Consider the following 24,606-nt stretch of genomic DNA (forward strand, 5'->3'; position numbering starts at 1 on the left):
GGGGGGGAATCCAGCACCTGACCCGGCGACTCGGCCGTACTCGCGCCATCGAAGCCGTCACCCGGCCAAGCGCATCGCCGGCTTCCCGCCCAAGGGCGTCCAGGCCGCCAAGCGCTTGATCAACGACCATGACAGCCCTCCTAAGACGACGGGCAGCGGGACCACGCCCAGCTATGCGGGTGCGTTCGGTCAGTTCGTGTCCGGCGTTGACCCATGGCTGTCACGCCTGGCACCCGTAGTCGCGTGGGGAGGGTGCGGAGCCGTCGCGTTCAGGGCGGTCAGGTCGACCGATACGCCGCCGTCGGCTGTGTCATACCGTTCACAAGTCGACGTTCGACCGGCATGTCCCTTTCCCCGTCCTCCGTATTTCCAGCGTGGCACGTTTGCTGCAAGCCGCGAACACAGCCGGACGGGGCGGCCTCACCGGGCCTGAGTGCTGGGTGCCAACCCCGGATGGCACCCAGGGAAGCGACCACGATGCCGCGCTGGGTGCTGTAGTTCGGCGTCCGGCAGGCTGAGCCTAACGATGTCTCATGAGGCAGCGACAAGTTCGGAAAAGGACGGCTACGGTACCCAGTTCGCCGTGCACGCTGACCGATCGGTGCTGCTGCGCTCCAGGCAGGGTACGGACGGGACGGCATCGGCTGCATCAGCGCCTCACCCGGCGCAGCCCACGCGGGACCGGCGCAGCCGACGCGGCGCGTCATCGACCGGTCCGTCTCGCGCGGCAGCCAGGCTCCCGGTTCTGCTGGGCCTGCCAGGACGAGGATGCGCACGTTCTCCTGATTGCCTCGGTTCTCGAAGCGCCCTGCATGCGGGCGCCCGCGCCCCTTGTCCCGGACCGGTGGGTCTGGTTTTGTACCGTGCTACAAGTTCGTGATCACGGAGACACGAGGAGAAACGAGCCGCGTGGACCGGGGAACACAGGAGAGAAGCGGGGACTCCCTGCCGGACGGACTCGGTCAGGCGATACGGGAGACCGCCAGTGCCATCGCCGCCCTCCTGGACGGCGCGAGGGACATGACCGTTCCCGTACCGGGGTTGGAGTGGACCGTCGGCGAGACGGCGGCCCACCTGGCACTGGCAAACGGCCTGATGGCCGATCTTGCGTCCGGCGAGGAACGCTTCTACGGAGACGGCACGCCGCAGAGTCTCGCGGCGGCCAACGCACAGAGCCTCATCGAATTCCCCGAGCGCACGGCGGAACCGCTGGCCGCGATGATCGTGGAGCAGGCCGACGTGTTCCTGGATGCGGTGGACCGAGCCGCGGCGGACGGGACCGCGGGCCGGACGCTCCTGACTCCGCTCGGTCCAATGGACCAGGACATACTCGCGTCGTACCTGCTGACCCACATGCTGGGCCACGGTTACGATCTCGCCCGCGGGCTGGGTCGGCCGCACATGATCAACGCGATGCGGGTCGGGTTGTGCCTGCCGTTCCTGAGAACGGCGATGCCGCGCGTCGCTGCCGCCTCCGCGCTGACGGCCCGTTACACCCTGCGCGTCCGGGGCGGCGCGGCGTTCGGCGTCACGTTCGCCGACGGCACGGTCGAGGTGCTGCCTGACCCGCCGGAGCGTTCGGACTGCACCATCCTCACCCAGCCGGTCGCCTTCCTCCTCATCGCGCTGGGACGTCTGGGCCCGTGGCAGGCCATGGCACGCGGGGCTGTGCTCGCCTGGGGCCGCAAACCCTGGCTCGCCGCCCGCTTCCCCACTCTGTTCGACGCACCCTGACCCTGGCGTTCCGGCAGCACCCCAGGGCGCTCGTAAAGTCTGGCGATCTTGGCATGGTGCTGGTCAGCTGAGCCCGAGGAGGGTCAGCGGCGTGCGAAGGGACACCGCCGACACCCCGCAGCGACCGGGAACTCGGAGGCGCCCCGGTGCCTGGTCAGGCCTGGCCGTCACCGGACAGGACACGGCGATCCGCGCCGGTGGCGCCGGCGGCCCGCTGGTCCGCCGGCAGGGCGACAAGCCGGAGTTGGTCACCGTCAACTCCCGCTCCCAGCGCCCTGGCTCACCACGTTCGCCATGGCAGCGCGTGGGGGCGTCCGGCGCCAGCTCCCGTGGGCATCCCTCAGACGGACATCACCCGGCGGCCCCGGACGAACGTGGCGGCCAGCGCCGCACAGATGACCAGGGCGGGGAACACCAGCATGGCGGTGCCGGGCGCCCAGCGGGCGAGCAGGGCACCGGCGAGGGCGGGGGCGAGGGCGGCCGCCGACCCCGCAGCCAGCAGCAGCACGCTGATCACGCGTCCTTGCAGGCGGTCGGGGGTGATGGCGGCCTGGTGACCGAAGAGGGCGGCGTTCGCCGCGGGGCCGAGGAAGACCGCCGCCGCCATGGGCGCAGCGGCCAGGACACTGGTGGACAGCAGCGTCGCGACGGCCATCAGCCCTGCGGTCAGCCAGCAGAGCAGGGTGATCAGGTCGGGCAGGCGCAGCCACCGTTGCAGCGCGGGCGCCGCGAAGGCGCCGAGGAAACCGCCCAGTGCGAAGACCGTGCCCGCGAGACCGACCAGGAAGGGGGAGACACCGGCGCGCCTGAGGGCGAGGGTCATCGCGAAGATCATGCCGGTGAAGGCCATGTTCAGCGGGGCCGCGATCACCAGCAGCCACCGCAGGAAGGGATGCCCCAGCACGAACCGCACGCCCTCGGTGACGGACCCGCCGGCGGGCGCGGCCGGGTCGGCAGGGGCTGGGCGGGGCTCCTGCAGGGGCCGTCGGATACTCACGACCGCGACCAGGGAGAGCAGGAAGCTCAGGGCGTTGCCGAGGAACGGCAGTGCCCCGCCGATGCCGAACAGCAGGCCACCGAGCGGTGGACCGGCCAGCGAGGTGCCGTACGACCGCGCCTCGTTGCGGGCGACGGCGGCGGGGATCTGGCCGGGGTGCACGAGGCTGCGTATGGCGGCGTGTTCGGTGGTGCTGAAGACGGCCGTGGCGGCCGCGCTGCCGACCACGACGGCGAGGATGACGGGCAGAGCCGCCGCGTCCATCGCGACCGCCCAGGCCAGGAGCGCGTACGCGACGATCCGCAGGACGTCGCAGGCGATCAGCAGACGGCGCCGGTCGAACCGGTCTGCGAGGACACCGGCGGGCAGCCGGCACAGCATGGTGGCGGCGAGCCCGACGGTGCCGATCAGTCCGGCCCGGGCCGGGGATCCCGTCTCCTGCAGCACGAGCAGCGGCAGCGCCAGATCGGCCATCGCGGCGCCCAGGTCCGACAGGCACTGCCCGGACCACAGCAGGTTGAAGGCCCGGTTCCGCCACAGGCTCGGCGGTCCGCCGGTGCCGGGCGGCGCGGTGGCGCTCGCGTCGGGCGGCGCCCCGCTCATGCCGGCCCAGGGATGTCGAAGGCGGCGGCGCGCTCCGCCGGACCACTGGCCGCTCCCGGTCTCGCCGCCGAGCCGGGGGCGCAGCCGCCGAGCGGCTCCCCCGAGGTGCTGCCGGCCGTCTGCGCGGGGGAGGCCGGGGGGCTTGTGCGGGGGGCCGGGGTAGTGATCATCAGCATCCGGGTGACCCTTCCGTCGTCGGCGACGACGTCGCGCACGTGCCGGAAGCCCAGGCGGCGGCACATGGCGAGGCTGGCGGTGTTCTCGGCGCCCACCATGCCGTAGGCCTCCGTGAGGCCCAGGTGGTCGGCTGCGTGTCGGAGCAGCCCCTGTACGACCTCGCCGCCCAGCCCGTGCCCCCAGTACGCGGGGGCGAGCGCGGTGACGAGTTCGTGGCCGGGGACGTTGCCGGTCTCTTTCAGCTCGGCGTGGCCGGCGTAGGCGCCGTCCAGCCACAGGCCCCACACGTCGAAGCGGCGCTCGGGGTAGATCTCGGTGAGGATGGCGCGGAACAACGCGCGCAGGTCCGGTTCGGGCACCAGCTCCTGGCCCATCCAGTGGCACACCTCCTCGTTGCGCAGCAGGCCGACGAAGGCGTCCTCGTCCTCGGCCCGGTAGGGCAGGAACTCCAGGCGTTCGGTGCGCAGTACGGGTGTCATGGCGACTCCTCGGTAGGGACGCGGTGCACAGGCCGAGGGCGGTGGGGCGCCGGTACGGCGGCGGGGGGCGTGTGCCGGGCCGGCGTTCGGTGGCCGGCCCGGCACGTCGTCACGTCGTGTGGGCCACGGGCGTCAGACGCCGGTGTTCTCCATGCGTTCGCGCAGGCTCCGCGGACGCATGTCGGTCCACACCTCGTCGACGTAGGCGGTGCACTCGGCCTCGGTGCCCCCCTTTCCGACCGGCTGCCAGCCGGCCGGCACCTCGAGGTCGGCGGGCCACAGGGAGTACTGCTCCTCGTCGTTGCGCAGGACCTGGTAGCGGGTGTTCTCGTCCATCTCTCGTTCCTTCGTCGTCGTTGTCACGGGGGCGTTCGGCACGGGCGTACGGCAGGGGCGGACGGCGGACGGGGCGCGCGGGCGGCGCGGGCCGCGCCGGGCCGGGGGGCCCGGGCGGAGCGGTCGCGGGCGGGGGTTCGTCATCGGTCCCCCCGGGCGTGCCGGGCGATGTACCGCAGGGCGGAGGCGAACTCCTCGGCCACCCGGCGCACCGTCGCCGTGTCGTGGACGCCGGGCCGGTGGTGCCAGCTGAACGCCAGACGGCCGTGCTGCACGGCGCCCACCACCTCGACCGGGTGGGAGCCGGGGTCCCTGGGGTCGTGGTCCTGGCCGAAGGAGCCGTGCTCGGCGCGCACCAGGCCGCCGCCCGCCGTCTCGGGGCGGGCGTCCCACTGGCCCAGGTAGTTGAAGACCACCTGACTGTGCGCGGGGCCGCCGAGGCGCTCGCGGACCTCGGGCGGCCCGAAGGTGCGCAGGGCGCCGAAGCCGATGCCGTTGCCGGGGACGGCGCGCAACTGCCGGCGCACCGACTTCACCAGGGACCGCCAGTCGCGGTCCGGGCCGAGGTCACCGGCGGCGGGCACCTGGAGGGCGACGGGGTGGACGGTGGTGAACCAGCCGACGGTACGGGACAGGTCGACCCCGTCGAGCAGGTCCTCCCGGCCATGGCCTTCCAGGTCGAGGCGGACCCGGTCGTGTCCCGTCCAGCGGGCCAGCGCCAGGGCCAGCGCGGCGAGCAGCACGTCGTTGACCCGGGTGCGGTAGGCGGTCGGTGCGGAGCGCAGCAGGGCGGTGGTGTCCTCCTCGTCGAGTTCCACCTCGACCACCGCGGTCGCGTCCGGCTCGGGGCCCGGCGCCGCGGTCGCCGGGGCGGGCTCGGCGCGCACGGCTTCCTCCCAGTAGGGCAGTTCGTGGTCGAGGCGCCCGGCGGCGACGTGCGCGGCGAGCCCCCGCGACCAGTCGCGGAAGCCGGTGCTGCGCTCCCCCAGTGCGACGGGTTCGCCGTGGGCCGCCTGCCGGTAGGCGGTCTCCAGGTCGTCGCGCAGGATGCGCCAGGACACGGCGTCGACCACCAGGTGGTGCGCGACGAGCAGGAGGAACGCCGGCCGGCCGGGGTCCGAGGTGAACAGGGCCGCCCGCAGCTTCGGGCCCTCGGCCAGGTCGAAGCCGGTGTGCAGGTCGTCGGCGGCCTTCTCCATGGCCCTGTCCTCCTCCGCCGCGGACAGTCCCGACAGGTCGTGGTGGTCGAGGACGTCGTACCGTCCGGCGGCCGGCGGGTTGAACTGCTGCCATGCGCCGGTGCCGTCGGACCGGGTGAACCGCATGCGCAGGGCGTCGTGGTGGTCCAGCAGGGCGTCGAGGGCGGCGCGCAGGGCCCGCTGGTCGGGTACGCCGTCGAGTTCGAGCAGCGTGGACTGGTTGAAGTGGTGGTGGGCGGCGCGCGGGGTGGTCAGGAACCATTCCTGGATCGGGGTGAGCGGCACCTCGCCGGTCACCGGTCCGGTCCCGGCGTGCCGGGGGGTGGTCGTGACGACGTCGGCGAGTTCGGCCACGGTCTGGTGGGTGAACAGGTCCCGCGTCGCCACGTGCAGGCCGTCCCGGCGCAGCCGCGACACGACCTGCATGGTCAGGATGGAGTCGCCGCCCAGCGCGAAGAAGTTGTCGTGCGCGCCGATGTCCTCGACACCGAGCACGTCGGACCAGATCCGGGCGATCCGGCGCTCGGTGTCGGTGCGCGGCGCGGTGCGCGGGCCGTCGGCGAGCCGGGCGGGGTCGGGGGCGGGCAGGGCGCGCCGGTCGGTCTTGCCGTTGGGGGTGAGCGGCAGCCGCTCCAGGGGCACGAACACCGACGGCACCATGTGCGGCGGCAGCAGCCCGGCCAGGTGTTCCCGCAGCGCCCCGACGGGCAGCACGCCGTCGGCGGGCTCGGCCGGTACGACGTAGGCGACGAGCCGGGCGGGTCCGGCGTCCGCCCCTTCCCGCGGCGCGTCGGCGCGGACGACGACGACGGCGTCGCGGAGGTGGGGGCTGCGGCGCAGCGCGCTCTCGATCTCGCCCGGCTCGATGCGGAAGCCGCGCAGCTTGACCTGGTCGTCGGCGCGTCCGGCGAACCGGAGCCGGCCGTCGCCGTCCCAGCGCGCCAGGTCCCCGGTGCGGTACATACGCTCCCCCGGCGCGCCGAAGGGGTCGGCGACGAACCGCTGCGCGGTCAGTCCCGGCCTGCCCAGGTAGCCGCGGGCCAGCCCGGGGCCCGCGAGGTACAGCTCCCCCGCCACTCCCGGTGGTACGGGGCGCAGGGCGGCGTCGAGGACGTACACGCGGGTGCCCGCGGCGGGGCGGCCGATCGGCGGGGCGCCCTCACCGGGGGTGAGCGGGCCGGTCCAGGTGGCGACGACGGTGGCCTCGGTGGGACCGTAGGAGTTGATCATCCGGCGGCCGCCGGCCCAGGTCTCCACCAGGTCGGCCGGGCAGGACTCGGCGCCGACGATCAGGGTGCGCAGGCCGGGCAGGGCGCCGGCGGCCTCGGGTGGGACGGTGGCCAGGGCGGCGGGCGGGATCAGCGTGTGGCTGACGTCCCGCCCGGCGAGCACCTCGGCCAGCCGCTCCCCGACCAGCGGCCCTTCCTCGCCGGTCACCAGAGCGGCCCCGCCGAGCAGGGACACGCACAGCTCGAGGACGGAGGCGTCGAAGCTGGGCGAGGCGAACTGCAGTACCCGGTCGCCGGGGCCGGCCGCGTACTGTTCGGCGGCCGCCGCTGCGAAGGAGGCGAGGCCCCGGTGGGTGACCACCACGCCCTTGGGGGTGCCGGTGGAGCCCGAGGTGTAGATGACGTAGGCCGGGTGGGCGGCGGTGAGCGCGGTGGCGCGGTCGGTGTCCGTGGGTGCGCTCCCGGGCCCTTCGGCGGCCCACACCGCGTCCGGGTCGTCGAGCACCAGGTGGACGCCCGCGTCGCGGATCATGAACTCCCTGCGCGGGGCCGGGTAGTCCGGGTCCACGGGCAGGAAGGCGCCGCCCGCCTTGGTGACGGCGAGCTGGGCCACCACGGTCGCCGCCGAGCGGGGCAGTGCCAGGGCCACCACGCGCTCCGGTCCGACGCCGGCCCGGATCAGCCGGTGGGCCAGCCGGTTGGCGGCCCGCTCGACCTGCGCGTACGTCAGTTCCCGTGCGCCGTCCACGAGCGCGACCGCGTCGGGGGTACGGGCCGCCTGCCGCTCGAACAGGGCGGGCAAGGTCGCCTCGGGCAGCGGGCGGAAGGTGCTGCGTCCCTGGTCCAGCAGGTGTTTCAGCTCGTCGTCGGAGGTGAGCGGCAGCACGCCGAGCGGTCGCCCGGGATCGTCGGCGACGGCGGTCAGCAGCGTGCCGAGCTGACCGGCCATGCGCCCGGCGGTGGCGGGGTCGAACAGGTCGGTGTTGTAGGTGATCAGGCCGTGCAGCGCTCCGTCGCCCGTCTCGGCGAACTCCAGGGTGAGGTCGAACGCCGCCTGCTGGGAGTCGGGTTCGACGTCGGTGACCTTAAGGCCGGGCAGCTCGAAATCGGCGGCGGGGGTGTTCTGCAGGACGACCATGACCTGGAAGAGCGGGCTGCGGCTGGTGTCGCGGACGGGCTGGACCTCGTCCACCACCCGCTCGAACGGCACGTCCTGGTGGGCGAAGGCGTCCAGGACCGTCTGCCGTACGCCGGTGAGGAAATCGGTGAACGGCTGCTCGGTCGCCACCTGCGAGCGCAGCACCAGGGTGTTGACGAAGAACCCGACGAGCGCCTGTGTCTCGGGCCGGTCGCGGCCGGAGGTGACGGTGCCGACAGCGATGTCCCGGCCGCCGGAGAGCCGGGCGAGGTAGGTCTGGGCGGCGGCCACGAGGGTGGTGAACAGGGTGGTGCCCCGGTCCCGGGCCAGCCGGGTCAGGCGCTGGGTGGTCCGGGCGGGCAGGACGAGCCGGGTGGTCGCCCCGTTGCTGGTGCGCACCGGCGGCCGGGGCCGGTCGGTGGGCAGCTCCAGCGGCTCGGTGTCGGCCAGCTGCCGCTTCCAGTAGGCGAGTTGCTCCTGCGTCGTGCTGTCGCCGGCGGTGCGCTGCCAGTGGGCGTAGTCGGCGTACTGCACGGGAAGGGGCGGCAACTCTTCTGCCTGGGAGCCCAGTTCGGCGCGGTAGAGGTGGGCGAGGTCACCGAGGAGCACGGAGGTCGACCAGCCGTCGGTGACGATGTGGTGCAGGGTCACGGCCAGGACGTGGTCGTCGCCGGCGAGCCGGACCAGCGCGGTGCGCAGCAGGGGACCCTCGCGCAGGTCGAAGGGGTGGGTGCGCTCGTCCAGCAGCAGGCGGCGCAGGGCCGGCTCGCGCTCGGCATCGGGCAGGCCGGTCAGGTCGTGCGCCGGGAGCGGCACCTCGTACGGGGGGTGCACGATCTGGAGGCCGTGGCCGTCGGCGCTGTCGAAGGTGGTGCGCAGCGACTCGTGCCGGGCCACCAGCGAGGTGAGTGCCGCGCCGAGGGCGCGGGTGTCCAGGGTGCCGCGCAGGCGCAGCGCGAGGGCGGTGATGTACTCGGCGCCGCCGGGCGCGAACTCCTCCAGGAACCAGAGGCGTTGCTGGGCGTACGACATCGGGGCGGCGGCCCCGTCACGGGCGACCGGCACGATGGCCGGGCGGGTGGTGCCGGGCCGTTCGGTGAGCAGCCGGGCCAGTGCGGCCGGCGTGGTGTGGGTGAACACCTCGCGCGGGGTGAGGTCGGTGGCGAACGCCTCGGCGAGGCGGGAGGCGAGCCGGATGCTGAGGATCGAGTCGCCGCCCAGCTGGAAGAAGTCGTCCTCCACGCCGGGCGGTTCGGCGCCGAGGACTTGGCCGAAGATCTCCGCCGTGCGCCGCTCGGCGTCGGTGCGGGGGGCCGCGTACGCGCGCGGTGCGAGGGTGTCGGGGGCCGGCAGGGCCGCCCGGTCGACCTTGCCGTTGCCGCTCAGCGGGAGCGCGTCGAGCGGGACGAACGCGGACGGCACGAGGTAGTCGGGCAGGGTGCGGGCGGTGAAGGCGCGCAGGCCCTCGGGGTCCCGGCCGGCCGGTCCGACGACGTAGGCGACCAGCCGCTTGGCGCCGGGCCGGTCCTGGCGGGCGAGGACGGCGACGTCCACGACGTCCGGATGGTCCGAGAGCGCGGCCTCGACCTCGCCGGGCTCCACCCGGAACCCGCGGATCTTCACCTGGTCGTCGGCGCGGCCGAGGAACTCGACGGTGCCGTCGGGGCGGCGCCGGGCGAGGTCGCCGGTGCGGTACATGCGGCTGCCCGCCGGCCCCGCGGGGTCGGCGAGGAACCGGGCCGCGGTGTCGCCGGGACGGCCCAGGTAGCCGCGGGCCACCCCCTCACCGGCGATGTACAGCTCACCCGCACAGCCCGGCGGGACCGGCCGCAGCCGCGCGTCGAGCACATGGACCCGCAGGTCGTCCAGTGGACGGCCGATCGGCACCGTGTCCGGAACCGCCGCCGCGTCCGTGAGCGGGAAGGAGGTGGCGAAGGTGGTGGTCTCGGTCGGACCGTAGCCGTCCACCACGGCCAGGCCCGGGCAGGCGGCGAGGACCCGCCGCACGGCCGGTGCGGGAACGACGTCGCCGCCGGTCCACACCTGCCTCAGGCCCCGGAAGCAGTCCGGCGCGTCCTGTGCGAGCAGCCGGAACAGACCGGCGGTCAGCCAGAGCGCGGTCAGGCCCTCGTCACCGGCCAGCCGCCGCACGAGAGCCGCGTCCAGGCTCTCGCCGGGTGCGACGACCACACAGCCGCCGGTGAGGAGCGGCGCCCACACCTCGAAGGTGGCGGCGTCGAAGGCGACGGGCGAGTGCAGCAGCACCCGTGCGCACACCCCGTCGGCGAACCGGCGGTCGGTGGCCAGCGCGGCCACGTCCCGGTGCCGCACCGCGACGGCCTTGGGCCGGCCGGTGGAACCGGAGGTGAACATCACGTAGGCGAGGCGGTCGGGATCGGCGGACGGCAGCGGTCGACGCGCGGCGGTCCCGTCGGTGCCAACTCCGGTGACGTCGGCGAGGGCCGCAGATCCCTCGGCGCCGACGGCGGTCCTCTCGGCACGTGCGGCGGTGACGTCGGCCGTGGTGAGGCGGACGCGGGCGCCCGCCTGGGCGAGCAGCGCCTGTCGGCGTTCCTGCGGGGCCCGGGTGTCGACGGGCACATAGGCGCCGCCCGCCCTGAGGACGGCGAGCTGGGCGACGACGAGTTCGGCGGAGCGGTCGAGCAGGAGCGCCACCCGGTCCTCGAGGGCGAGGCCGTCGGCCAGCAGCCGGGCGGCGAGCCGTTCGGACCAGTCGGCGAGTGCGCGGTAGGTGAGCCGGCGGGCGCCGTCGTGGACCGCGAGGGCGTCCGGGGTGCGGCGGGCCTGCTCGGCGAAGAGGTCGACCGGGCTGCGCGGGTCGGCCGGGCGGGCGGCGGTGTTCCAGGCCGCCAGTAGCTGCCGGTCGGCTCGGGTGAGCGGGTCCAGCTCGGCGACGGATCCCGCGGCGCCGTCGGCGAGGGCGGTGAGCAGGACGGCGAGGCGCTCGGTGGCGCGTTCGACGGTGGTCCGGTCGAACAGCGCGGGGTCGTAGGCCAGGTCGAAGCCCAGCCGTTCGGCGAGGTGGGTGCGCAGGCACCACGGGAAGGTGGTGGCGTCGTCGGCCGTCACCTCGGCCACCTGGACGCCGGTGCGGGCCGTGGCCGCCTCGTCGACCGGATAGTTCTCGAACACCACCATGCTGTCGAACAGGGCCTCGCCGGGCGGCACTTCGGAGGCGGCCTGGATGCGGGGCAGGGCGAGGAAGTCGTGACGGCGGGTCTCGCTCTGCCGCTCCTGCAGCTCGCGCAGCCACGGCAGCACGCCACCGCGGGGGACGCGGACGCGGGTCGGCACGGTGTTGATGAACATGCCGATCATGCCCTCCACACCGGGCAGTTCGGCGGGGCGGCCGGAGACCGTGGTGCCGAAGACCACGTCGTCCCGGCCGGCGTAGCGGGCCAGCAGCAGGGCCCAGGCGCCCTCCACCACGGTGTTGACGGTGAGTCCGGCGCCGGCGGCGGTCTCCCGCAGTCGCCGGGACACCTCCTCGTCCAGCTCGTGGTGGACGGCCGCGGCGGCGCGGGCGCGGTGGGCCTCGGTGGGCGTGCGGTCGTACGGCAGCGGGGTGCGGGCGGTGAAGCCGGCGAGGGCGTCGGCCCAGTGCCGTTCGGCCGCCGTCTCGTCCTGGTCGGCCAGCCAGCGCAGGAAGTCCGCGAACGGCCGCCGCGCCGGGGGCGGGCCGGCCGGGCGGCCGGTGAGGGCCGCGTAGCGCTCGCACACCTCGGTGAGCAGCTGTCCGGTGCTCCAGCCGTCCAGGGCGATGTGATGGGTGGACCACAGCAGCAGCACCTCGTCGCCGGGCAGCGCGGCCAGGGTGAGGCGGGTGAGCGGTGCGCAGGCGAGGTCCAGGCCGGTGGCGCGGTCGTCGGCGAGCAGCCGCTCGGTCTCCTCCGCCCTCCGCGCGGGGTCCAGGTGCCGCCAGTCGAGGTGGGTGACGGGCAGTTCGACGCGGCGGTGCACCACCTGCACCGGGTGGGACAGACCACGCCAGTGCACGCTGGTGCGCAGCGCGGGGGTGCGGTCGGTGACCTCCTGCCAGGCCTCGGCGAAGGCACGCGGGTCGGCCACCCCGGACAGCCGTACGGCGGTGCGGTCGAAGTAGGCGCCCTCGGTGTCCACCAGGCCGTGGAAGAGCATGCCGGACTGCAGCGGGGTCAGCGGCAGGACGTCCTCGACGTGCCGGCCGTCGCCGACGAGCCGGTCCAGCCGGTGCTGGTCCAGGGCCGCCAGCGGAAAGTCGGAGGGGGTGCGGCCGCCGGTGCCGGGGCGGGCGCAGTGCGCCACGATGTCGCGCAGGGCCGCGGCCGTCTCCTCGGCCAGGTCGCGGACGGTCGCCTGGTCGTAGATCTCGGGCGGGTAGGTCCAGCCGAGTTCGAGGCGCCCGTCCTGGACCACGCCGGTGATGTCCAGGAGATAGGGGCGGAGTTCGTCGGGGTCGGTGTCGCGGCCTGCCGGGGGCAGGGCGGCGCGGTACAGGCCGTCGCCGCCGGCCGCGTCCCACTGCCCGTGGTAGTTGAAGCCGACCTGTGGAGCGGGGGCCTCGGCGAGCGGGGCGGCCGCCGTGAGGTGGCGCAGGGCGCCGTGGCTGAGGCCGTGCAGCGGTATCGCGCGCAGCTGTTCCTTGACCGAGCGCAGGGTGTCGTGCCAGCCGGCCTCGGGCTCGACGCGCAGGGCGAGGGGGAACTCGGCGGTGAACCAGCCCACCGTCCGCGACAGGTCCACGTCCGTGAAGATGTCCTCGCGGCCGTGTCCCTCCACGCCGAGCAGCACGGTGTCGCGGCCGCACCAGCGGGCCAGCGTGCGGCCGAGGGCGCTGAGCAGGACGTCGTTGACCTGGGTGCGGTAGGCGCCGGGGACCTGCCGCAGCAGGGCGTCGGTGGTCAGGGCGTCCAGGGTGACGGTGACGGTCGCGGCGGTGCCGTGGGTGTTGCGGCCGGGCCGTCCGGCGGGCAGCGCGGCCGGCGCGGTCGCGGCGCGGGTCCAGTAGGGCAGGTCGGCGTCCTGGCCGCCGGCCCGGGTGTGCGCGTCGAGCCGCTCGGCCCAGTGGCCGTAGGACGTGCCGGCGGGCGGCAGTTCCACCGGCCGGCCGGACGCGGCGGCTCGGTACCCGGCCTCCAGGTCCGCCAGGAGGATGCGCCAGGAGACGCCGTCGACGACCAGGTGGTGTGCGGTGACGACGAGTTGGCCGGCGTGGTCCGGGCCGCGGTCGAGGAACAGCACCCGTACCACCCGGCCCGCCGTGGGATCGAGCGCGGCCTGTGCCTGCTCGGTGAGCCGCTGCGCCTGCGCCTCCAGCACCGGGCCGTCCGGGCCGGCCACGTCGTACCGCGTGAAGACCGCGTCCGGGGCCTGGGCCGAGACCTCCTGGCGCCATCCGGCGCCGGTGTGGCGGAACCGGGTGCGCAGGGCGGCGTGCCGGCGTACGAGGGCTTCGGTGGCCGTGCGCAGGGCCGTCGGGTCGGTGCCCGGGGCGAGTTCCAGCCGCTGGGTCATGGTGAAGCGGAGGCTGTCGGCGGGCGTCCGGTGATCGAGGTACCAGTGCTGGATGGGCGTCAGCGGCGCCTCGCCGGGCGGGGTGTCACCCGCGGCGGCGGGACGGTCTTGCACGGCGCCCGCGCGCAGGGCGAGTTCGGCGACGGTCTGGTGGCGGAAGACGTCCTTGGTGGTCAGGGCGAGGCCCGCCTGCCGGGCGCGGGAGACGATCTGGATGCTGAGGATGGAGTCGCCGCCGAGGGCGAAGAAGTTGTCCTGCACGCCGACGCGTTCGACGCCGAGCACGTCCGCCCAGATCGCCGCGAGCCGTTCCTCGCCGCCGGGCCGGGGCGCGACGTACGGGGTGGCGGTGTCGGGCCGGTCGGGCGGGGCGGGCAGGGCGCGCCGGTCGGTCTTGCCGCTGGTGGTGCGGGGGATGCGGGTCAGCGGGACGAACGCTGCGGGCACCATGTGGTCGGGCAGGGTGCGGCGCAGCTCGACGCGCAGGGCGTCGGCGGACGGGACGCTCCCGGCGGCGGGCACGAGGTAGGCGACGAGCATCGGACGGCCGCCGTGCTCCCGTACGGCCACCGCCGCGTCGGTGACGTCCGGGTGGGCGAGGAGCGCGGCCTCCACCTCGCCGGGCTCGATGCGGAACCCGCGGATCTTGACCTGCTCGTCCACGCGGCCCAGGAACTCCAGCCGCCCGTGCCGGGTCCAGCGGGCCCGGTCGCCGGTGCGGTACATCCGCTCCCCGGGCGCGCCGAACGGGTCGGCGAGGAAGCGGGCCGCGGTCAGTCCTGGCCGGTTCAGATAGCCGCGGGCCACCTGGGCGCCGGCCAGGTACAGCTCGCCGGGCACGCCGGGCGGCACCGGGCGCAGGGCGCCGTCGAGCACATAGGTGCGCAGGTTGCCGCCGGGGCGGCCGATGACGGGGCGGTCGGGATGTTCGGCGCAGCGGACGTAGACGGCGTCGACGGTGCATTCGGTGGGACCGTACATGTTGTACGCGGTGACACCGAAGTCCGCCTCGGCGCAGGCGAGTCGGCGCCAGGTGGCAATGGGCAGCGCCTCGCCGCCGACGAGCAGCAGCCGGGGGCGGTGCCGGCCGGGGGCGAGCAGCCCGGCGGACATGAGTTCGCGCAGGAAGGAGGGGGTGACGTTCACCCAGTCCAGGCGCTGCTCGGCGACCAGGGCGCAGAACGCCTCCGGGTCCAGGCGTACGTCCTCGTCGACCAGGTGCACCTGGTGGCCGAGGGCCAGCAGGAGCGGTCCCTCCCAGGAGGTGTCGAAGGAGAAGGAGGCGCTGAGCGCGGCCTTCAGCGGCCGTCCGTCAGTGGTGTGCGGGGCCAGCAGGTGGGCGCGGTGGTCGTGGCAGAGGTTGACCAACTGCCGGTGTTCGACGGCGACGCCCTTGGGGCGGCCGGTGGAGCCGGAGGTGTAGATGAGGTAGGCCGTGTGCTCGGGGAGCAGGGGCCGGATCCGGTCGGCGTCGGTCGGGTCATGGGCGGGCAGCCGGTCCCAGGGCACCGCGTCGAGGTCGGTCAGCACGCAGTGCGGGCGGGCGTCCTGGAGCAGGAACTCCACGCGTGCCGCCGGGAGTTCCGGGTCGACGCAGAGCAGCGTGGCGCCGGCCTTGAGGACCGCGAACAGCGCGACCGGCAGCTCGGACGTGCGGGGCAGCCGTACCGCGACCACGCGTTCGGGGCCGGCGCCGAGACCGATGAGGTGGTGGGCGAGCCGGTTCGCCCGCTCGTTGAGCGCGGCGAAGCCGAGTGTGGTGTCGCGGGCGACGAGGGCGGTGGCGTCCGGGGTGCGGGCGGCCTGTGCCTCGAACAGGGCGGTGAAGGTGGTGTCCGGTGCGGGCAGCGGTGCGCCCGCACCCTGCTGGAGGATCCGGCCCCGTTCGGCCTCCGTCATCAGCGGCAGCGCTCCCACGGCACGGCCGGGGTCCTCGGCCGCGGCCTCCAGGAGGACGCGCAGCCGGGCGGCCAGGCGCTCGGCGGTGTCGGTGTCGAACAGGCCGGTGTTGTACTCCAGATGGCCGGTGAGGGCGCCGTCGTGCTCCACGAAGTCGAAGGCGAGGTCGAAGGTGGCGTTGCGGACCGGCGGCGTCACCGGTTCCACCTCGAGGCCGGGCAGCCGGGGGGCCTCGGCGCCCAGGTTGTGCAGGGCGACCATGACCTGGAACAGGGGGGTGCGGCTGGTGTCGCGCTGCGGCTGGACGGCGTCCACCACCCGTTCGAAGGGCACCTCCTGGTGGGCGAAGGCGTCCAGGACGGTGGTGCGGACCTGGGCCAGCAGTTCACGGAAGGGCAGGTCCGGGCGCACCTGCGTCCGCAGCACCAGGGTGTTGACGAACATGCCGACGACGTCGTGCAGCTCGGGTCGTTCACGGCCGGCGGTGACGGTGCCGACGGTGACGTCCTCCTGGCCGGCCCAGCGGGCCAGCAGGATCTGACAGGCCGTCACCAGGGTCATGTAGAGGGTCGCGTCGGCCTCCCGGCCCCGCGCGCGCAGGCGTTCGGCCAGCTCCGCCGGCAGGGTGAAGGTCAGCAGGGCGCCCTCGCGGGTGCGGACGGCGGGGCGGGGCCGGTCGGTGGGCGGCTCCAGCGGGGTGACGCCGTTCAGCGTGCGGCGCCAGTGGTCGAGGCCGGCTTCCGCACGGTCGGCGCGGGTGCGCTGCCAGGCGGCGTAGTCGGTGTAGCTCACCGGCAGTTCGGGCAGGTCGGGGGCGCGCTGTTCGCGGGCCGCGGTGTACAGCTCGCCCAGGTCCCGGCCGAGGACACCGAGGGACCAGCCATCGGTGACGATGTGGTGGACGGCGAGGACGAGCACGTGCTCGGTGGGGGCGATGCGGGCCAGGCGGGCCCGCAGCAGCGGTCCGTTGGCCAGGTCGAACGGGGTGGCGGCCGCGCGGCCGAGGAGGGCGTCCAGGGCGGTGTCGTCCGCCGCGTCCTCCACCGGCAGGTCCACGGCGGCCGGCGGGTGGACGATCTGCCGTGCCTGGCCGTCGAGTTCGGTGAACGTCGTGCGCAGCGACGCGTGCCGGGCGACCAGGCCGTCCAGGGCCGTGCCCAGGGCGCCGGTGTCGAGGTGGCCGCGCAGACGCAGCACCGACAGCGTGGTGTACTCCGTGCTGCCCGGCTCGAACCGGTCGAGGAACCACAGGCGTTGCTGCGCGTCCGACAGCGGCGCCGGGCCGTTCCCGCCGGCGGGCGGGATGACGTCCGGGGCGTCCGCTCCGCCGGCGCGCTCGGCGTCGAGGGCGGCGGCGAGGTCGGCCAGCTTCGCGTGCGTGAACAGCAGTCTGGGTGAGATGTCCGCGCCGAAGGCGGCGCGCAGCCGGGAAGTGACGCGGACAGCGAGGATGGAGTCGCCGCCGAGGGCGAAGAAGTTGTCCTCGGAGCCGATCTCGCCGGTGTCCAGGACGTCCGCCCATGCGGCGGCGACCAGCCGTTCGGCGGGGGTGCGCGGTGCGGTGCGTTCGCCCTCGGCGGCGAAGCCGTCGGGGCCGGGCGCGGGCAGGGCGCGCCGGTCCAGCTTGCCGTTGACGGTGAGCGGCAGCGCGGCCATCGGCACATAGGCGGCGGGCACCATGTGGGCGGGCAGCAGCCGTGCGAGGTGGGCGCGGAGGCCGGCGGCGGGCGGGGGCGGCGCGGTCCGGTCGCCCGTGCCGGTGCCGACGACGTGGGCGACCAGACGGCGGGTGCCGGAGGCGTCCTCGTACACGCCCACGGCGGCGGCGCCCACGCCGGGGTGGGTGTGCAGGGCGGCCTCGATCTCGCCGGGTTCGATGCGGTAGCCGCGGATCTTGACCTGCTGGTCGGCGCGGCCGAGGTACTCCAGGGTGCCGTCGGCGCGCCGCCTGGCCCGGTCGCCGGTGCGGTACATGCGGGTGCCGGGCCGCCCGAAGGGGTCGGCGACGAAGCGGGTCGCGGTGAGACCGGGACGGTTGAGGTAGCCGCGTGCCAGGCCCTCCCCCGCGACGTACATCTCACCGATGGCACCCGGGGGAACGGGCTGCAGCGTGTCGTCGAGGACGTGGACGCGCAGGTCGGTGATGCCGGTGCCGATGGGACTCGCGGTGCCCGTGCGGGCGGTGGTGCGGTCCAGGGGGGCGTAGGTGACGTGCACGGTGGTCTCGGTGATGCCGTACATGTTCACCAGGCGGGGCGCGTCGGCCGGGTGGCGCCGGTACCAGTCGGTGAGCCGGGTCACGTCCAGCGCCTCACCGCCGAAGATCACCGTGCGCAGCGCCAGTCGGTCGCCGACGTGCGGGTGTTCGGCGTCGGCGCGCACCAGCGGGTAGAAGGCCGAGGGGGTCTGGTTGAGGACGGTGACCCGTTCGTCGGCGAGCAGGCGCAGGAAGTCCTCCGGGGAGCGGGCGGTGTCGTCGGGGACGACGACGAGCCGGCCGCCGTGCAGCAGCGGCCCCCACAGCTCCCACACGGAGAAGTCGAAGGCGTAGGAGTGGAACAGCGTCCAGACGTCGTCGGGGCCGAAGCCGAACCAGTGCGCGGTGCGGGTGAACAGCCGGATCACGTTGGCGTGCGGGATGACGACGCCCTTGGGGCGGCCGGTGGAGCCGGAGGTGTAGATGGCGTAGGCGGGGCTCTCGGGCAGCGGGCGCAGGGCCTTGTCCGCCGGGCCGGTGGCGGGGCGGCGGGCCAGGTCGGCGCGCACGTCCGGGTCGTCCAGGAGCACGACGGGCAGGGGCGTGGCGATGCCGGCGCCCGAGGTGGTCACCAGCGTCACCGGGCCGGCGTCGTCGAGCAGCCGGGTGACGCGTTCTTCGGGCAGCGCCGGGTCGACGGGCAGGTAGGCGGCGCCCGTCTTCAGGACGGCGAGGACGGCGACGACCAGGTCGGTGGAGCGGGGCAGCGCGAGCGCCACGAACCGCTCCGGTCCGGCGCCGAGTTCGGCGAGCCGGTGCGCGAGCCGGCCGGAGAGCGCGTCCAGGGTGGCGTAGTCGAGGCGGTCGTCCGCACAGGTGACGGCCTCGGCGTGCGGGGTGCGGGCCGCCTGGGCGGCGAAGAGGTCCACCAGGGTCTCGGTGGGCCGGCCGGTCTCGGCGCCGTTGAAGTCGACCAGGATGCGGTGCCGTTCCTCGGCGGTCGTCCAGGCGAGAGCGGTGAGGGGGCGCTCGGGGTCGTCGGCCAGCTCGGTCAGCAGCAGGCACAGCCGGCCGGCCAGCGCCCGGACGGTTGCCGCGTCGAACAGTTCGGGGTCGTAGGCCAGGTCGAAGCCGATGCGCTCACCCTGGTAGGCCCGAAGGACCAGCGGGTAGTTGGTGGCGTCCCGGGAGGAGACGCCGGCCAGGCGGACGCCCGAGGCGGCGGAACGGGCGCTGTCGAAGGGGTAGTTCTCGAAGGCGACCATGCTGGCGAACAGGGCGCTGCCGGTCGGCAGGTCGCTCAGCGCGGTCAGTTCGGCGAGGGACGCCGCCGCGAACCGCCGGTCCTCGGCCTGCGCCTCCTGCAGCTCCCTCAGCCACGCGGTGGCCGTACGGGAGTGGTCCACCCGCACGCGTGTGGGCAGGGTGTTGATGAACATGCCGACCATCGACTCGACGCCGGGCAGGTCGTCGGGGCGGCCGGAGACCGTGGTGCCGAACACCACGTCCGGCTCGGCGCTGTAGCGGGAGAGCAGCAGCGCCCAGGCGCCCTGGACGACGGTGCCGAGGGTCAGTCCCGCGGTGCGGGCGGTGCGGGCCAGCCGCGCGGACACCTCCGCGGAGAGCCCGGCGGTGTGCACGTCGGCCGAGCGGGCCTCGTGCCCCGGCCGCGGGAGCCGGTCGGCCGGCAGCGGGGTGGGCGTGGCGAAACCGTCGAGGACGGCACGCCAGTGGGCGCGGGCCGCGTCGGTGTCCTGGTCGGCCAGCCAGCGCACGTAGTCGCCGAACGGGCGCCGCGCGGGGGGCCGGGAAGCGGTGCCGGACGTGAGCGCCGCGTACTCCTCGACGACCTCGGTGAGCACCTGGGCCAGGCTCCAGCCGTCGAGGGTCAGGTGGTGGGACGTCCACAGCAGGTGCACGCGGGCGTCGGGCAGCCGGATCAGCGTGAGCCGCATCAGCGGCGCGGTGGCCAGGTCCAGGCCGCGCGCCAGGTCGTCGTCGCGCAGCCGGTCGAAGCGTTCGGTCCGCTCCTCTTCGTCCAGCCCGCGCCAGTCCAGCTGCTCGACGGGCAGCCGTACCGCGCGGTGCACGACCTGGAGCGGCACGGGCACGCCCTCCCACACCACCGAGGTCCGCAGGGCGGGTGTGCGGTCGACGACCCGCTGCCAGGCCGCGGCCAGGGCGGCGGGGTCGCCGACACCTTCCAGCAGGAGCGCGGCCTGGTCCACGTAGGTGTCGTCCGGGCCGCCGACCAGGCGGTGGAAGAGCATGCCCTCCTGGAGGGGGGTGAGCGGCAGCAGGTCCTCCACGTCCCGTCCGTCGCCGGCGAGGCGGTCCACCGCCGCTTGGTCCAGGCGGGCGAGCGGGAAGTCGGACGGGGTGCGGCCACCGGCGCCGGGGCGGGCGCAGTGCTCGGTGATCGCGGTGAGCGCCCGGACCATGGCGTCGGCCAGCGCGCGCACGGTCTCCGCCCGGTGCACCTGGTCGCTGTAGTGCCAGGTGATCTCCATCTCGCCGTCGTTCACGGCAGCCGAGACGTCCAGGAGGTGGTCCAGCGGTGCGCTGGGGTCCATGTCCCGGCCGGGTACGCCGGCGGCGGGTGCGAAGTCCCCGCCCGCCGCCGCCTCCCACTGCCCGTGGTAGGTGAAGCAGACCTGCGGCAGCGGGAGTTCGCGCAGGAGGCGGGCCTCCGGGCGCGGGGAGCCGAGGTGGGCGAGCGCCTGGTAGCCCAGTCCCCGGCGGGGCACGGCCCGCAGCCGCTCCTTGACGGCCTTGAGGGTGCCGCCCCAGTCGTCCGGGGCCGCCGGGGTCAGGGTGACGGGGTACTGGGTGGTGAACCAGCCGACCGTGCGGGAGAGGTCGACGCCGTCCGCCAGGTCCTCCTCGCGGCCGTGGCCCTCCAGGGCGACGGTGACCCGGTCGGCGCGCGTCCAGTCGGCGAGCACCCGGCCGAGCGCGCTCAGCAGCACGTCGTTGACCTGGGTGCGGTACACGCCGGGCACCCGGCGCAGCAGCGCCTCGGTGGTGGCGCGGTCGACGCGGCTGCACACTTTGTGCACCGATCCGGCGAGCGGGGTGCCGGGCAGGTCCACCGGCAGCGGGGTGCGCGTCTCGTCGGCCTCGCACGTCCAGTACGGCAGGTCGTCGTCCAGGGCGCCGGAGCGCACCAGCTCCGCGAGCCGGCGGGACCAGTCGGTGAACGGGGTGCCCTCCGGCTCCAGTTCGATGTCCACGCCGGCGGCGGCCTGCCGGTAGGCGGTTTCCAGGTCGCCGAGCAGCACACGCCAGGAGACGCTGTCCACCGCCAGGTGATGGGCCGTCAGGAACAGACGCGGCCGGTCCCCGTCCGGCAGCAGGACGGCCCGCAGCAGCGCTCCGGTCGCCGGATCGAGGCTCGCGCGGGCGGCGTCGGCGGCCTCGTCGAGGGTGGCGCCCGGGACGACCCGGCTCAGCAGCCCGGGAACCGGGCCGTGGCCGGGCCGCTGCCGCCAGGCGCCGTCGGCGCGGTCGAAACGGGCCCGCAGCGCGGGGTGCCGGGCGGCGACGGCCGCCACGGCCCGCTCCAGTGCCGCCGGGTCGAGGTCGTGCGGCAGGTCGAGCAGCATCGACATGCTGAAGTGCCGCAGCGGTCCGTGGGTGGCGAAGAACCACTCCTGGACGGGCGTGAGCGGCGCGGGCCCGTCGTCGTGCGGCGTCCGCGGCCCGGGCAGGGATTCCGTACGGCGGGCCGCCGCGGCGGCCAGGTCGGCGACCGTCTGGTGGCGGAAGACGTCCTGCGAGGTCAGGTGCAGCCCTGCGGCGCGGGCGCGGGAGACGGCCTGGATGCTGAGGATCGAGTCGCCGCCCAGCTCGAAGAAGTTGTCCGTGACGCCCACCCGGTGCACGCCCAGCACGTCGGCCCAGATGCCGGCCAGGGTCTCCTCGGCCGCCGTGCGCGGGGCGACCCACTCCCGTTCCCGCTCGGCGCCTTCGACGTCGGGCGCGGGCAGGGCGCGGCGGTCCAGTTTGCCGCTGGTGGTCAGCGGCAGCGCGTCGAGGAGGGTGAAGGAGGACGGCACCATGGCGTCGGGCAGCACGGACCCGAGGGCCGCCCGCAGCTCGGCCGGGGCGGGCCGGGGGGCGCCGGACGCGGGGACGACGTAGGCGGCCAGGCGGATGTGGCCGTGCGGGTCCGGTACGGCGGCGACCGCGGCGGCGCCGATCCCGGGCAGGTCCAGCAGGGCCGCCTCGATCTCGCCGGGCTCGATGCGGTGCCCGCGCACCTTCACCTGGTCGTCGGCGCGCCCCAGATAGTCGAGGCGGCCGTCGGCGGTCCAGCGGGCCAGGTCGCCGGTGCGGTACATGCGGGTGCCGGGCGGCCCGTACGGGTCGGGCAGGAACCGGGCGGCGGTCAGGCCCGGCCGGTCGGTGTAGCCGCGGGCCAGCTGCTCGCCCGCGAGGTACAGCTCGCCGCCGACGCCGGGCGGCACCGGGCGCAGCCGGTCGTCGAGGACGTAGGCCCTCACGTTCGGCAGGGGGCGTCCCACCAGCGGACGGTCCCCGTCCTCGATGCGGCAGGCGAGCGCGTCGACCGTGCACTCGGTGGGGCCGTAGAAGTTGTACGCGGCCACGTCCGGGTGGGCGGCCAGCTCGCGCCACAGGGCGGGGCCGACCGCCTCGCCGCCGAGCATCAGCACCCGCGGCCGGTGCCGGGCGTCGGTGAGCAGCCCGGCGGGCAGCAGCTGCCGCAGGTAGGTGGGGGTGACGTCGAGGAAGTCGACGCGGTGGGCGACGACGTACTCGACCAGGGCGGCCGGGTCCATCCGGGTGGCCTCGTCCACCAGGTGCAGCGGATGGCCGTCGGCCATCAGCAGCACGCCTTCGAGGGAGGTGTCGAAGGAGAAGGACGCGGTGAGGGCGACCCGCAGCGGGCCGCCGCCCGCGTCGGCGACGAACCCTGAGCGGTGGGCGGCCAGCAGGTGGGCCGCCGAGCGGTGGGTGACGGCGACGCCCTTGGGGCGGCCGGTGGAGCCGGAGGTGAAGATGACGTAGGCGGTGTGCTCCGGGTGCAGGGGGCCGTGGCGGTCGGCGTCGGTGGGGTCGGTGTCCGGCACCCCGTCGGGGGTCTCGCGCAGCGCGGCCTCGTCCAGGACCAGCGCCGGCCGAGCGTCCTGGAGGAGCTGGCGGACGCGTTCGGCGGGCAGGGCGGGGTCCAGGGGCAGGTAGGCCGCGCCGGACTTCCAGACGGCGAGGATCGCGACGATCATGTCGGCGGTGCGCGGCAGCCGCAGCGCGACGAGCCGTTCGGGGCCGGCGCCGCAGGCGATCAGGTGGTGGGCGAGCCGGTTGGCGCGGGCGTTGAGCGTGGCGTAGTCGAGGCGTTCGCCGCCGGCGACCAGGGCGAGCGCGTCGGGGGTGAGGGCGGCCCGGCGTTCGAAGAGCTCGGGGTGGGTGGTGTCCTCGACCGGGTGCGCGGTGTCGTTCCAGTCGTGGGTGACCTGCCGTACCTCCCGCTCGCCCAGCAGGGGCAGGGTGCCGAGCGGCCGGTCCGGTGCGTTCGCCGCGCCGTCCAGCAGGCGCAGCAGCTGCCCGGCCATCCGTTCGGCCGTCGCCGCGCCGATCAGGTCGGTGCGGTACTCCAGCAGGCCGGTGAGGCCGTCGCCGTCGGGGACGAACTCCACGCTCAGGTCGAAGGTGGCGGCTCGGCGGGGCACGGTGACCGGCGCGGTGGCAAGACCGTGCGGGGCGTTCGCGGCGGGCGGGTCGGGGTGCAGCAGGACCATCACGTCGAACAGCGGGTTGCGTCCGGCCTCGCGGCGTGCGCCCACCGTCTCCACGATCCGTTCGAACGGCGTGTCGCCGTGCGCGAAGGCGTCGTTCACGGTATCGGCCGTCCGTGCCAGCACGTCCCGGAAGGAGGCGGACGCCTGAACGGAGGTGCGCAGCACCACGGTGTTCACGAAGAAGCCGACGGCGCGTTCGAGTTCGGTGCGGGAGCGGCCGGGGGTGAGGGAGCCGACGCTGATGTCGTCCTGGCCGGACCAGCGGGCCAGCAACGCCTGGGTGACCGCGACGAGGGCCGTGTACAGGGTGGTGTGCTGTGCTCTGGCGAGGTCGCGCAGCCGGGCGGTGAGGCCCGCGGGGACGCTGAACGTGTGGACGGCGCCCGCTCCGGCCTCCTCCCGGCGCCGCGGGCGGTCCAGGGGCAGCTCGGGTGCCACCGCGCCGGCCAACTGCTCGCGCCAGTAGGAGAGGTGTCGCTCCAGCCGGGCGCCGGACAGCTGGTCGCGCTGCCACACCGCGAAGTCCGGGTACTGCACGGACACCGCGGGCAGACCGGGTGCGGCGCCCCGGGCGAGAGCGTCGTAGGCGGTGCACAGCTCGTCCAGGACGATGCCCATCGACCAGCCGTCGGTGACGATGTGATGAGCGGTCAGCAGCAGTACGTGCGAGGTCGCCGACTCTCGCAGCAGGCAGGCGCGCAGCAGCGGGCCCTGTCCGAGGTCGAAGGGGCGGGCGTACTCCTGGAGCAGGGCCGCGTCGAGGTCGTCCGGTTCCCGCACGGCGAGGGGCAGTCCACCGGCCGGGTGCACGGTCTGCACCGGCCGGCCGCCGTCCTCGTCGAAGGTGGTGCGCAGGGCCTCGTGCCGGGCCACGACGGCCGTCAGCGCCGACTGCAGTGCCGAGTGGTCCAGGGCGCCGGTGAGCCGCACCGCGACGGCACTGTTGTACCGGGCGTCGCCGGGGCGCAGCCGGTCAAGGAACCACAGGCGCTGCTGAGCGAACGACAGCGGCAGCGGGCGGTCGCGGTCGGCACGCGGGATGCCGCGGGTCGCTCCCCCGGCAGCACCGGCCCGTCCGGCCAGCCGCCGCCGCAGCGCCTCACGCATGTCCTCGGGCAGCGCCTGGACACGATCGCGGCGGGAGGGCTGCGGGGAACCGGCGGGGTTCGCGGAACTGCCGGGCTCCGCGGAACCCGCCGGCTGCGGCGAACCGGCGGCCTGCGCCGCGTCGGCGGGCTGACCGGAGGCGTCGAGCTGCGGCGAACCGGGGGCCTGCGCCGCGTCGGCGGGCTGCGGGGAACCGGCGGGGTGTGCGGGGTTCGAAGACGTCATGGTCGTCGGA

The 24,606-nt window shown here is 75.1% G+C and carries 5 protein-coding genes; 1 reads left to right on the plus strand and 4 read right to left on the minus strand.

The features are described 5' to 3' along the window. Positions 1-909: 909 nt before the first annotated feature. Positions 910-1,734: a maleylpyruvate isomerase family mycothiol-dependent enzyme gene (locus tag Sri02f_RS01685; protein WP_108999234.1), complete on the plus strand. Its 825-nt coding sequence runs from the start codon at positions 910-912 to the stop codon at positions 1,732-1,734. 340 nt (positions 1,735-2,074) lie between these two features. On the opposite strand, the gene Sri02f_RS01690 is transcribed toward Sri02f_RS01685, so the two are convergent. The 4 genes from Sri02f_RS01690 to Sri02f_RS01705 form a co-directional block, all read right to left on the minus strand. Continuing rightward, the gene (locus Sri02f_RS01690) at positions 2,075-3,334 is read right to left on the minus strand and encodes an MFS transporter (protein WP_108999235.1); all 1,260 of its coding nucleotides are present in this window, start codon (positions 3,332-3,334) and stop codon (positions 2,075-2,077) included. Further along, positions 3,331-3,990: a GNAT family N-acetyltransferase gene (locus tag Sri02f_RS01695; RefSeq protein WP_108999236.1), complete on the minus strand. Its 660-nt coding sequence runs from the start codon at positions 3,988-3,990 to the stop codon at positions 3,331-3,333. The genes Sri02f_RS01690 and Sri02f_RS01695 overlap by 4 nt, the downstream gene beginning before the upstream one ends. Before the next feature lie 132 nt (positions 3,991-4,122). Continuing rightward, complete coding sequence (locus Sri02f_RS01700) at positions 4,123-4,326, minus strand: MbtH family protein (RefSeq protein WP_108999237.1); 204 nt, start codon at positions 4,324-4,326, stop codon at positions 4,123-4,125. Positions 4,327-4,466: 140 nt separating this feature from the next. Further along, entirely contained in the window at positions 4,467-24,596 is a 20,130-nt protein-coding gene (locus Sri02f_RS01705; RefSeq protein ID WP_108999238.1) for a non-ribosomal peptide synthetase, read from the minus strand. Positions 24,597-24,606 lie beyond the last annotated feature (10 nt).

The sequence above is a fragment of the Streptomyces rishiriensis genome (genome assembly GCF_003112535.1).
GTDB classification, from domain to species: Bacteria; Actinomycetota; Actinomycetes; order Streptomycetales; family Streptomycetaceae; genus Streptomyces; species Streptomyces rishiriensis.